This window comes from Pseudomonas prosekii (genome assembly GCF_900105155.1).
Classification (GTDB): domain Bacteria; phylum Pseudomonadota; class Gammaproteobacteria; order Pseudomonadales; family Pseudomonadaceae; genus Aquipseudomonas; species Aquipseudomonas prosekii.
Genome location: NZ_LT629762.1, coordinates 1,467,587 through 1,478,941, shown reverse-complemented (window position 1 = coordinate 1,478,941; position 11,355 = coordinate 1,467,587). Strand labels below are relative to the sequence as shown.

General features: G+C 57.0%; 15 protein-coding genes and 2 pseudogenes. 16 read left to right on the top strand and 1 reads right to left on the bottom strand.

The annotated features are described in order from the left end of the window. Window positions 1-6 precede the first annotated feature (6 nt). The 16 genes and pseudogenes from BLU01_RS06900 to BLU01_RS06835 all read left to right on the top strand — a co-directional run bounded on the left by BLU01_RS06900 (window position 7) and on the right by BLU01_RS06835 (window position 10,791). A complete protein-coding gene (locus BLU01_RS06900) occupies window positions 7-1,266 on the top strand; it encodes a phage major capsid protein (RefSeq protein WP_092272522.1) in 1,260 nt (419 codons plus the stop codon). A 49-nt stretch (window positions 1,267-1,315) separates the two neighbouring features. Beyond that, the gene (locus BLU01_RS06895) at window positions 1,316-1,561 is read left to right on the top strand and encodes a hypothetical protein (protein ID WP_092272519.1); all 246 of its coding nucleotides are present in this window, start codon (window positions 1,316-1,318) and stop codon (window positions 1,559-1,561) included. Between the two features lie 2 nt (window positions 1,562-1,563). Further along, window positions 1,564-2,040, top strand: coding sequence for a head-tail connector protein (locus tag BLU01_RS06890; RefSeq protein ID WP_092272516.1), 477 nt, complete (start codon window positions 1,564-1,566; stop codon window positions 2,038-2,040). Further along, entirely contained in the window at window positions 2,040-2,378 is a 339-nt protein-coding gene (locus BLU01_RS06885) for a phage head closure protein (protein ID WP_092272513.1), read from the top strand. The genes BLU01_RS06890 and BLU01_RS06885 overlap by 1 nt, the downstream gene beginning before the upstream one ends. After that, window positions 2,371-2,892 carry an HK97-gp10 family putative phage morphogenesis protein gene (locus tag BLU01_RS06880; RefSeq protein WP_092281497.1) on the top strand — a complete coding sequence of 174 codons (522 nt, stop codon included), beginning with the start codon at window positions 2,371-2,373 and terminating at the stop codon, window positions 2,890-2,892. Before BLU01_RS06885 ends, BLU01_RS06880 begins: the two co-directional genes overlap by 8 nt. After that, complete coding sequence (locus BLU01_RS06875) at window positions 2,892-3,260, top strand: DUF3168 domain-containing protein (RefSeq protein ID WP_092272510.1); 369 nt, start codon at window positions 2,892-2,894, stop codon at window positions 3,258-3,260. Before BLU01_RS06880 ends, BLU01_RS06875 begins: the two co-directional genes overlap by 1 nt. Before the next feature lie 68 nt (window positions 3,261-3,328). Continuing rightward, window positions 3,329-3,790: pseudogene (locus BLU01_RS27965) on the top strand (phage tail tube protein); the annotation flags it as partial. 105 nt (window positions 3,791-3,895) lie between these two features. Further along, a pseudogene (locus BLU01_RS27960) lies at window positions 3,896-4,060 on the top strand (phage tail tube protein); the annotation flags it as partial. Continuing rightward, on the top strand, window positions 4,060-4,413 hold the full coding sequence (locus BLU01_RS06865) for a phage tail assembly chaperone family protein, TAC (protein WP_092272504.1): 354 nt from the start codon (window positions 4,060-4,062) through the stop codon (window positions 4,411-4,413). The pseudogene BLU01_RS27960 and the gene BLU01_RS06865, both read left to right, overlap by 1 nt. 32 nt (window positions 4,414-4,445) lie before the next feature. Further along, window positions 4,446-4,709 carry a hypothetical protein gene (locus BLU01_RS06860; RefSeq protein ID WP_092272501.1) on the top strand — a complete coding sequence of 88 codons (264 nt, stop codon included), beginning with the start codon at window positions 4,446-4,448 and terminating at the stop codon, window positions 4,707-4,709. Window positions 4,710-4,772: 63 nt separating this feature from the next. Beyond that, window positions 4,773-5,261, top strand: coding sequence for a hypothetical protein (locus BLU01_RS27525; RefSeq protein WP_157720147.1), 489 nt, complete (start codon window positions 4,773-4,775; stop codon window positions 5,259-5,261). A 51-nt stretch (window positions 5,262-5,312) separates the two neighbouring features. Beyond that, window positions 5,313-8,324: a phage tail tape measure C-terminal domain-containing protein gene (locus BLU01_RS06855; protein ID WP_157720146.1), complete on the top strand. Its 3,012-nt coding sequence runs from the start codon at window positions 5,313-5,315 to the stop codon at window positions 8,322-8,324. Continuing rightward, the gene (locus BLU01_RS06850) at window positions 8,324-8,668 is read left to right on the top strand and encodes a phage tail protein (protein WP_092272498.1); all 345 of its coding nucleotides are present in this window, start codon (window positions 8,324-8,326) and stop codon (window positions 8,666-8,668) included. The genes BLU01_RS06855 and BLU01_RS06850 overlap by 1 nt, the downstream gene beginning before the upstream one ends. A gap of 54 nt (window positions 8,669-8,722) precedes the next feature. Further along, the gene (locus BLU01_RS06845) at window positions 8,723-9,424 is read left to right on the top strand and encodes a phage minor tail protein L (RefSeq protein ID WP_092272495.1); all 702 of its coding nucleotides are present in this window, start codon (window positions 8,723-8,725) and stop codon (window positions 9,422-9,424) included. Between the two features lie 3 nt (window positions 9,425-9,427). Further along, on the top strand, window positions 9,428-10,210 hold the full coding sequence (locus tag BLU01_RS06840) for a C40 family peptidase (protein ID WP_092272492.1): 783 nt from the start codon (window positions 9,428-9,430) through the stop codon (window positions 10,208-10,210). Continuing rightward, window positions 10,207-10,791, top strand: a complete 585-nt coding sequence (locus BLU01_RS06835) for a tail assembly protein (RefSeq protein WP_092272489.1) — start codon at window positions 10,207-10,209, stop codon at window positions 10,789-10,791. Before BLU01_RS06840 ends, BLU01_RS06835 begins: the two co-directional genes overlap by 4 nt. Window positions 10,792-10,812: 21 nt before the next feature. On the opposite strand, the gene BLU01_RS27520 is transcribed toward BLU01_RS06835, so the two are convergent. Continuing rightward, window positions 10,813-11,229 (bottom strand): hypothetical protein, encoded by a 417-nt coding sequence (locus BLU01_RS27520; RefSeq protein WP_157720145.1) that lies wholly within the window; start codon window positions 11,227-11,229, stop codon window positions 10,813-10,815. Between the last annotated feature and the right edge of the window lie 126 nt (window positions 11,230-11,355).

Genomic DNA, 11,355 nt, shown 5'->3' with positions numbered 1-11,355 from the left:
TTCACCATGCATAACGCCATGAGCAACCAGGCTCGCGCCGAAGACCGTCAGATGCACCGCAAGGAGCATGCGGACGACAAGATCCAGCTGAAAGCAGTGAATGATCTGCTTGATCAGCGCGACCAGGAAATCAAGGCTTTCGCCGAGAAAGCCAACAAGGAAATCAAAGAGCACGGCACCATCCTGACTGAGACCAAAACCATTCTGGATGGCCTGGTGAAGGACGGCCTCGACCTGCAGGATCGCTTCCAAGACATCGAGCAAAAGCTGGCTCGCCGCTTCGCCGCGAACGATCCGAGTGAACAAAAGTCCGTCGGTGAACAGTTGTCGGATTCGGACGACTATCAGGCACTGACCACGAAAGGCCGCGGTATTGCGCGCCTGAACCTGAAGGCTGTCACCAACATTACCAGCGCTACCACTGGCACTGGGGGCGTCGGTGTGGGCATTCAGCCAACCCGCGTGGCCGGGATCATCACCGACCCTGAGCGTCAGTTCACGATCCGTGATCTGATCATGCCTGGCCGAACCGCTTCCAACGCGGTTGAGTTCGTGCAAGAGACCGGCTTCCAGAACATGGCAGCACCTCAGGCAGGCGAGGGCGCGCTGAAGGCCCAGTCCGATCTGTCGTTTGGCATGGTCACTACCACTGTTAAAACCATCGCTCACTGGTTCAAAGCATCGAAGCAGGTCCTGTCGGACATCCCGTTGCTGCAAAGCTACATCAACGGCCGCGCAATCTACGGCCTGAAGTACAAAGAAGAAGAGCAGATCCTCGCTGGTGACGGCACCGGTCAGAACCTGTTGGGCCTGATCCCGCAAGCCACCACTTTCAACGAAGCACTGCGCAAGGCCGGTGACACCAAGATCGACACCCTGCGCCGCGCGATCCTGCAAGTGCGGGTCGCTGAATACCGCGCTTCGGCCATCGCGCTGAACCCGGTCGACTGGGCAGATATCGAGCTGACCAAGGACAGCACCGGCTCCTACATCTGGGTCAACGTCCAAGAAGGCGGCGTCCAGCGTCTCTGGAAGTTGCCAGTTGTGGACAGCAACGCGGTACCCGAAGGCGAGTTCCTGGTGGGCGCAATGAACATCGCTGCCCAGGTGTTCGACCGCGAAGACGCTGCTGTCGAGGTTTCGACCGAAGACGGCGACAACTTCCGCACCAACATGGTCACCATCCGTGCCGAAGAGCGCCTGGCGCTGGCGGTGTACCGTCCTGAATCGTTCGTGCACGGCGAGTTCGAAGACCCAACGCCTTAATTCCTCAATCATCCAAGGAGCGCGCCCGGGTGACCGGGCGTGTGTGCTGATGCCAGATATCGAAGTGACAACCAAAAAGGGCTTTCTTAACGGTCATGAGTACGTGAAGAAAGGCCGAGCCATTGCCGTCGATGAATTCCGCGCCAAGGAGCTTCACCGGAACGGTTTGATTGAGGATTACGACGTGAAGCAGGCGGCCGAACCCGAAAACAAACAGGCCAAGGAAGCGGACAACAAAGCCGCGCCAGAGGCCAACCAAAAGCCGAAAACCGAGCTGAAAAACAAGGCTAAATAATCATGAGCGTGATCAGCATCGAATTGGCGATGAAGCACCTTTTGGCCGAACCGGAGGATCAGGATCTCGTCCAGTCGCAACTGGATGGGGCCGAAGATGCAGCGATGGCCTATCTCCAGCGCTCGTTTTTTGTTGATCAGGCTTCCCTTGATGCTGCTCGCTTGCAAGTGCCCGCAGCACGGAACGCTGCTCGAATCAAATATGACGCTGCCTTGGCCGCTGCCGCTGTGACCGAGGATCAGCTCCTGCGGTGCGAAGCGCTAGCCGACGCTAAGTTTTCTTTTTCGGAGGCCCTGGACGCCGCAACGCGAGCCGCCCGGGGAATCGTGATCAACCCCAGCATTCAGTCCGCCTGCCTCTTGAAGCTCGGCCATCTATTCGCCAACCGTGAAGAGGTAGTCACCGGCACAATTGCCACCGAACTGCCCCAGGCTTCCAAAGCTCTGTTGACGCCGTATCGCGTCGGGATGGGTGTCTGATGCAAGCCGGCCGATTGCGACAACGCATCACCTTCCAATCGCCTGGCCTGACCCAAGATCCAGTCACCGGCGAAGAGATCGAGGGATGGACGACGGTGTGGGATAAGGTTCCTGCTTCGGTCGAACCACTCAGCGCTCGCGATCTGATCGCGGCACAGGCCGGCCAATCCGAGGCTTCAGGCAGGATGGTTATTCGCTACCGAATCGGCGTGCTGCCGACGATGCGCATCCTGCACCGAGGCGACGTCTACAACATCCAAGGCCCGCCGATGCCCGATCCTGTGTCAGGCCTGGAATACCTCACCATTCTGGTGTCGAAGGGGTTGAATGATGGCTGACAATGTTTCCTTCAAGATGGACGGACTTAACTCGCTGCTCGGAAAATTGAAGGCGGTGAACTACGACGTGAAGCAGAAAGGGGGTCGGTCTGCTTTGAGGAAGGCGGCCGCGGTCATCAGAGATAAAGTTAAAGAAGGCGCCGTGAGAGTTAACGACGCAGCGACTTCAGAGGAAATTGAAAAAAACGTCACCATTCGCTGGAGCAGCAAGCGCTTTAAGACAACCGGTGACCTTGGTTTTCGTGTCGGCATCATGGGCGGAGCGAAAGAATACAACAACATGCACACCCGCAAGGGTGGTCGCCGGGGTACTTATGCCGTTGGCGGCAGCTCTGAAAATCCAGGCGGCGACACATTCTATTGGCGGTTCGTGGAATTTGGAACGTCGCGCGTTGCAGCGAGACCCTTTATGCGCCCAGCGTTGGCGGAAAGTATTGAGCAGGCCACAGCAGTGTTCGTCACCGAATACGAAAAAGCCGTTATGCGCGCGATCAATGCAGCAGGGAGCAGGTGATGCAGACAGCACCGATTTTCGCTGTTTGCGTTGCGGACTCTGGAGTGACCGCTCTCCTTGGAACCAGCCCGACGCGCTTGTATCCCTTTGCCGATGCTCCAGAAGGGGTCGCCAAGCCATACGCGGTATGGCAAGTGATCATGGGGTCTCCCGAAAACTACCTATCGGGCCGGCCCGATCTGGACGGCTACACGCTGCAAGTCGACGTTTACGCGAGCACGGGCTCAGCCGCCCGCGCCGTGGCGTCGGCGATAAGTCATGCGATTGAGCTTTCCGCCAACGTAACGCGTTGGGGCGGTGAGACCCGTGACGCAGAAACAAAACTCTACCGGTCCAGCTTCGACATCGACTGGCTTGTACCCAGATAACTGAAATCCAGCCCACCCCCAAGCCCGCCATGTGCGGGTTTTTTTATGTCCGACATTTGGAGAATGCCATGTCGATCCTTTCCCAAGGAACCCAGGTATACGCGCTGGTCCCGCCACTTTCCGGCACCGGGCCAATGACCATCATGGAAGTCGAGTGCGCCACCAGCTTTGATCCGGGCGGTTCGCCGGCTGAGCAGATTGAGGACACTTGCCTGAGTGCTCAGGAGCGCACCTACAAGAAGGGCTTGCGCACGCCTGGACAAGCTTCTCTCGGCTTGAACGCCGACCCCAACAACGCCAGCCACATTCGCTTGCATCAGTTATCCGAACAAAACGGCGACACCACGGTGAAGTGGGTGGTTGGCTGGTCTGACGGTACCGATATCGCTCCAACCATCGCTGCGTCCGGGGCACTGAGCACCGCCACTGTAACGGCGGGTGGCACCGGCTACACCAGCGCTCCGTCAGTGGCAATTACCGGCGGTGGCGGTACCGGCGCAACAGCGACAGCAGTATTGACCGGCGGATCGGTCACAGGCATCACCATCACCAATAAGGGGTCGGGCTATACCTCGGTGCCAACGCTCGCGCTTACTGGTGGTGCTGGCTCTGGCGCGACGGCCACCGCCAACCTTGCGTCGGGTGAAGATTTCGATCTTCCACCAACCCGCACCTGGTTCGCCTTTCAGGGGTATGTTGCCGACTTCCCATTCACCTTCGCGCAGAATGCCGTAGTTGCTTCGACAGTGTCGATTCAGCGCTCGGGCGGTTCTGCCTGGATTCGTAAGGTTTCCGCGTAATGGAACTGAATATTGCAAACCTGAAAAAGTCCAAGGCCTTCACGGCCAGGCCGGTGGAGAAACAAATCGAATGGAACGGTGCGAAATTCACCTGTTTCGTGCGGCCACTTTCCTACCAGACTGCAGTGGGTGACATTGCTGCTCACCGTGGAGCCGACCCACTCGCGTCTCGCATTGCTTCGAGCATTTGCGATGCAGAGGGGCGGGCGGTTTTCACTGTTGCGGATATCACTGGCGAAGCCGCGTCCGCCGAAGAAGGTGCCGCCGCCAAAGGTGCACTTGATCCGGATCTGACCAACCTTCTATTGATCGCGATCGGCGAGGTTCAAAACCCGGGAAAGAAAACGCGCTAGAGCCAATAGACGAAATATGGTGTGAGCTCGTCATGAATGGAATAGGCGGGCGCACCATCGCCGAAGCGCAAGAAAACTTAACTTACCCTGAGTTTTTAGTCTGGATGAAATTTCGCCAGAAGCGTGGGTCGCTTCATCCCGGCATGCGCGTCGAAACAGCTCTCGCTCGATTCCAGGCCTTCTACGCGAATGTGAAGTTGCCCAAGGACGCACTAAGGCTTCATCAGGAAGATTTTGCGCCGCACATGGATCCGCGGGTTGAGTCATTGGACGAAGCAGTAGCTCGCTGGGCATAGACCTCTGGAATTTTTTTCGACAGCTAATGATAAAGTCATGAAACTCAAAAGGAGCGGGATTTCATGACCACGACAAAATGTAGAAAATGCAGTGCTTTTTATCCAGAGAAAGACCCCGTTTGCCCTAGCTGTTCATCGCCAAACCGGAAAGATGCCGAAGGAACTTTTGCCGGCTTTAAAAGTGCCGCACCTGTAATTCAACTTGCCTTGTTTTTCTTTGTGGTCGCCGCGATTGGGTTTTGGTTTTTTGGTGGGCATGATAAGGGTTCGCGTTCAAATAATAGTGAACTGACTGAAGCTGCGCTTGAGTCTAGTGCGTTTAATTTGGTTTCCGAAAAACTAAAGGATCCGGATAGCGCAAAGTTTGGTCCGACAGTTCGTCATGTTGTGACAGGAAATGAGCACGCAGTTTGCGGAACAGTTAATTCGAAGAATGGTTTTGGCGGTTATGTTGGCATGAAGCGGTTTGCATACATACATGAAAGGGCAACGGTTTTCTTTGATGATGGAACCGATGATTTTGTTCGAGTATGGGACAGCTTCTGTACTTAGCATTTATGTAAAACCCGCCCGGAGCGGGTTTTTTTACGACTGGAGATAAGCATGGCGGGTTCACTTGGCACTCTGACGCTTGACCTGATTGCCAAGATAGGCGGATTCACAGGCCCGCTTGAAAAAGCGGAACGCGCTGCTTCAAAGGCCGCAGGAGGAATAGGGGCCGCTGCAGATGCCGCCGCCGGCGGATTGGGATCGTTAAGCGGAGCCGCGTCAGCCGTAGCTGCCGCCATCTCAGGAATTTCAATCGGCGCAATCTTCACGACCTTTATCAACAATACAATTGACGCCGAGAATGAGCAGGTTCAATTGGCCGCAGTGCTCAAGTCTACTGGGATGGCTGCGGGTTACACGCGCGATCAACTCAACAGCATGGCGGATTCTTTTGCTGATGCTACGAGCTTTTCCGGCGGTGACATTTCTCAGGCGCAAACTGCATTGCTTGCCTTCACGGGTATCGTTGGCCAGGAGTTTCCTCGTGCATTGCAGGCTGCCGCAGATATGGCGTCACGCACGGGAACCACAGTTAAACAGGCGGCTGAACTTATTGGACGTTCGCTTGATGTTCCGAGCGCCGGACTTGCGTCCTTGAGTAAGCAAGGGTTTAGATTTTCTGACGAACAGAAAAAGCTGGTCGATTCTTTAGAGTCCGTGGGAGACGTTGCCGCGGCACAGGGCATCGTTCTTCAAGCTTTGGAAAGTACATATGGAGGGGCGGCCACTGCAGCTCGGGACACTCTGGGCGGTGCGCTTCAAAGCTTAGGGAATACGATAAATGATTTACTTACCGATAGCGGCGGATTGAACGCGGCCAAGTTGGCCGTTCAAGCTCTAACAGAAACTCTAGATTCACCTAGAGCAAAAGATGCTCTGATTTTGACGGCGAAAGCTGCAGCTGCTCTCGCCGGTGTTTTGGTAGCTAGGCTTGCAAGTGCTGCCCTCGGAGTGGCCGCAGCCTTTGTTGCAACGCAGATTGGCGCTTTCAAAGTCCAGCTGGCTCTTGCCGCGATGTCTGGGATCTCCACTACTGCTGCTACTGGCCTGCTGGCAGTCTCGGCAGCCTCTCGCGTAGCCGCTGCATCTATGGCCTTTCTCGGCGGGCCTGTAGGGATTTTAATCACCGCCGCTGCAGCTCTGACCTACTTCATCACAAGCAGCGATAGCGCAAAGGAAAGCGCGGGAGCACTCGCGGAACAAGTCGACTGGCTGAACAAGTCGTTTGAGGGGTTTACAAAAAACCAGTCCAAGGCAGCTCTGACCGATTTAACCAAAGAGTACCGACTCCAGGCGTACGCGATAGATGCCGCAAAAAACCAGGTCAAACAGTATCAAATGAACCTGGAGGCCTTTCCTAAAAATGACAAGGTAAAGGAATGGAGTGCTGGCCTCATCGAACAATCCGCTGTACTCGACACGGCGCGGCAAAAATTCGAGGCCCTCGGCACTCAGATATCTCTGCTCAATAGCCGACTGGCTGCACCTGATGCAGCTCTGGGTTCTAAAGTTTATGAGGAGATGTCGAAGAAGATTCAGGAGCGCCTTCTTTTAGCTGGCAAGACAACGGATGCTGAAAAACTTGAAGCACGAGTCAAGGCCGGTCTGGTCGAGGGGCTTAAGGCTGGCGAAGGTGAATTGCTCGTTGCTGCCCAGAAGCGTGCCGATGTGGCAGAAGCTGCTGCGGATGCCACAAAAAAAGCGGATGAGGCGGCAAAATCAGCAGCGAAATCTGCTGCCGAGGCTTTGGAGAGGCGAGGCGCTGACGCGGAGGAAAGCTATCAGCGCCAGATCGCGCTCATCGATCAAACTACCGGCAAGCAGAACAAGGCCAGCGAGGTTGCAAAACTGTCGTTTGAGCTTGAATCCGGAAAGTTGAAGGGCATTAGCGCCGAGCGTCGTAAGGGGTTGATGGATCAGGCAGCGGAGCTCGACGGGAGAATCAAACTCAAGAAGCAAAACGAGGAAGACCTGAAGCTGGCCGTGCTAGCGTCCAACCTGAAGGACAGCAACACCACTGTTCGACAAGGCTTTGAGATGGAACTGGCTGGCGCTGGATCCGGCGAGAAACTCAGGGCTCGCCTTAAGGAAGACCTGGCAATACAACAGGATTACGAAAAGCAGCGAGCTGAGATGTACAAGGAGTACAAGCAGGCCGAGTTGTTGGGCGACCCAAGCGCGAAGGCCAACTACGATGCGGAAACTGCGCTGCTCGAGGAGGCATTGGCCGAACGCATCATCATCCAACAGGACCACTATAGGCAGCAGGACGAAGCCCAATCTAACTGGATGACGGGTGTTAGTGATGCGTGGCAGAACTATGTAGATGCGGCCCAGAATTACACCGCCCAAGCGGCTGAGGCGACCACTTCAGTGCTGGATAGCGCCCAGAGCGGGCTCAGTAATTTTATCTCTGATGTTGCGAGTGGGGCCGCGACTGCCGGCGACGCTCTGGGCGATCTAGTCGCAAACTTCGCCAAGTCAACATTGCAGGCGCTTTCGGACATGGCCGCGCAATGGCTGATCTACCAAGCAGTGCAGTTGCTGGTAGGTAAGACAACACAGGCGAGCGCAGTTCCTACGTTGGTGGCTAACGCGCAGGCAACTGCCTTTCAGGCGAGTCTTGCTGCGTTCGCCTCGACTGCTGCGATTCCTATCGTGGGGCCAGCGGCGGCACCTGCCGCCGCTGCGGCAGCGGCCGCGGCGACTGCTCCTATGGTGGCTGGCGTTGCGAGTGCAGCGCTGGCCGGCATGGCGCACGACGGTATCGACGCCGTCCCTGAGACCGGCACCTGGTTATTGCAAAAAGGCGAGCGCGTTACCACGGCAGGCACCAGCGCAAAACTCGACGCGACCCTTGATCAACTCCGCGCATCGAGCGCTAATTCTGGCGGCGCAGGAGGAATTACTGTCAACGCACCTGTCACTGTGCAGGCTCAACCCGGCACAAGTGATGCAGACGCGCGCCGGCAGGGCGAAATGGCCGGTGAGGGTTTGACGGCCACTATCCGCCGCGTTCTTCAGGGCGAGATGGGGCAGGGCGGTTTGCTTTGGAGGCGAGTTTGATGGTGGAAACATTCAGCTACTGCGCCCAGCTCGGCACTGACGGCGACGTTACTCAAAACGTTTGGGAAAACGATTTCGGGGATGGATACACCCAAGCCGGCGGCATCGGGATCAACACCAAGCGGCAGACATGGAACATGACTCACACCGGCGCGCTGGCGCCGGGTTCTGAGTTGAAAGGTGTCTGGGATTTTCTCGATCGGCACGAGGGGTACAAGTCGTTCCTCTGGACGCCGCCCGGTGGGCAGCAAGGCCGGTACCGGTGTACCGGATATAAGCCGCGGCCCCTCGGCGGTGACATGTACACGCTGACCTTCATTTTCAAACAGGTCTACAACCCCTGATCCATCAATCAATCGAGCCCCGCCAAGTGCGGGGTTTTCTGTTTCTGGAGGCCCATGAATTACACAGCTGACATTCAGAAGCTCGAGCCGGGCAACCAGATCCGGCTGTTCGAGCTCGACGCTACGCGCTTGGGCGCGAATCTCTGGCGATTCCATGGCCACGCAGAAGAGGGCGACATCATCTGGCAGGGGCAGGTCTATTCACCGCTTCAGATCACTGCGAAGGGTTTCGACATTCGGGGCGATGGGCGCCCGGCAACGCCGACAATGCAGGTCGCCAACGAGTTGGGCGGCGTGCCGGGCGCCATCACGGCGCTGTGCTTGCAGTTCCGTGACCTGGCCGGCGCCAAGGTTCGTGTCATCGAAACGTTCCGGCATTTCCTGGATGCAGCGAACTTCCCGGAGGGCAATCCCAATGCCAGCGACCAGAGCAAGGTCAACCTCTGGTACATCGAGCAGAAGACCGAAGAGAGTCGCGCCGCCGTAGTGTTTGCGCTTTCCAGCCCAACGGACATGGAAGGCCAGCAACTCCCATCACAGCAAATCACCAAGCTCTGCCGGTGGGCGTGCCGTGGCGGCTATCGCGGGGAAGCCTGCGCGTACACCGGCACGGCGATGTTCGACAAGAAGAACCAACCCACCGACAACCCTGCGCTCGATCGCTGCGGCGGCTGGTGGAGCAGCTGCAAGCTGCGCGGCAACACCCGTCGGTTCGGCGGCTCAATGGGCGCCAGCCTGATCACCAGTTCGAGGTAATTCATGCGCATCAACAAACAGTTGCAGGACGCAATTCGCGCCCACGCGGCGCAGGCGTACCCGGCAGAAGCGTGCGGTCTGCTGATCAGCACCGCCGCCGGCCGCGAATATGTCCCGTGCGCCAATTTGGCAAAGACCGATCGCGAAAACTTCCAGATCAGTGAGCGTGACCAGGCTGCCGCCGAGGACCGCGGCGAAGTGCTGGCGATCATCCACAGTCACCCCGACAAAGCGCCGGCGCCGAGCATGGCCGACCGGGTCAGCTGCGAGTTGCACGAACTGCCCTGGGGAATTGTCGGCTGGCCGGGCGGTGAGTTCGAGTGGTTCAAGCCCTCAGGCTTCCGGGCGCCGCTGCTGGGCCGTGACTTCTCCCACGGCTTGCTGGACTGCTGGGCTGCGTGCCGCGATTGGTACGCGCGCGAGGCCGGGCTGCAACTGCCGAACTTCGAGCGCCATGATCTGTGGTGGGAAGACGCCGCCGGCCCAAGCCTCTACGAGGACAACTTCAAGGCGACCAGTTTCTACCAAGTGGACACGGCGCAGCGTGGCGACATGCTGGTGCTGCAGATCCCGACACCAGGTCGTGACTGCTTCCATCCCAACCACGCGGTGATTTACCTGGGCGATGAGCCCGCGTTGGTCAGCGAGCCCGCCGCGACACTGGGCGGCGCCGGCCCGTTCATCTACCACCACATGCCTGGCCGCCTCGCGTGCCGTGAAGTTTACGGCTGGTCGATGGCGAACCGGGTGCGACTGATTCTTCGACACAAGGATTATCGGCCATGAAGCGCACCATCAAACTCGGCGGTGTTCTGGGTAAACGGTTCGGCCGGCAGTACGAGCTCGACGTTCAAGGTGTGCGCGATGCGATGAGCGCGCTCTGCAACATGAAGCCGGGCTTCGAGCAGTTCCTGCGCCAGGCTGACGAGCGCGGTCTGGTCTTTGCCGTGTTCGTCGATGACCGAAATATCGCGGAGGCCGAGCTCGATCTGAAGGACTCCAGCGCTGGCGCTATCCGGATCATGCCGATCATTCAGGGAAGCAAGCAGGCGGGCATGTTCCAGACCTTGCTCGGCGTGGCTCTGATCGTGGCGGGGATGTTTAGTGGTGGTTCGACAACAGGTCTCGGCGTTGCACTGCTCGCCGGCGGCGTGGCTGTCGGCTTGGGTGGTGTGGTGCAGATGCTGTCGCCGACCACGAAAGCGAACACCAACGACAAGAATGAAGACGGCAACAACCCCAGCTACGGCTTCGGCGGCGCGGTCACGACCATCGCCCAGGGCAACCCCTACCCGCTGCTTTACGGCGAGCGGGAGATCGGCGGGGCGGTGGAGTCTGGAGGGATCTACACCCAGGACAACATTTAATGGGCGTGGACGCATTCACGGTTAGATATCGTTTTTTTTATGACCGTTTGACACGGATTCATTGTGGTTTTGCAAGTCTACTATGTTGTTCTTCTCGCTAGGTTTTTTGGTCGGTGACCGAACATAGTCTGGTAGTTTCGTTTGTCGAATTTTTGAAACAGTCCACTCTAATTTGGTAAGTGCGTTTTTTGCAAAGAGGGATGTAGCGTCTGCGCTTACATCTCCTTTTTCATAAAATGCATGAGCAAGCTCTGTGCACCTTCGGTAAGCTGGGATTGTTGTTTTCTTTATGTAGGCAAGGATGGCTAAAGCTTGTATTGGGTCAGTGCATTTAAAGTGAACATAGTCGCCCTCTAATACATACCAAATTTGATTTGGCGCATCTTTTTGTGGCTTACCAGATGCAGTATCTATCGGGGCTACAGAAAAAACACTCATGACGAACTCCTTTTCTTCGGGCTGAATTTATAGCAGATCGACCCAGCACAGCAAAGCCATGCAATGGATCTTCCCATTTACATTGATTTTTCACTCAACCCGCTGCGGCGGGTTTTTGCATTCTGG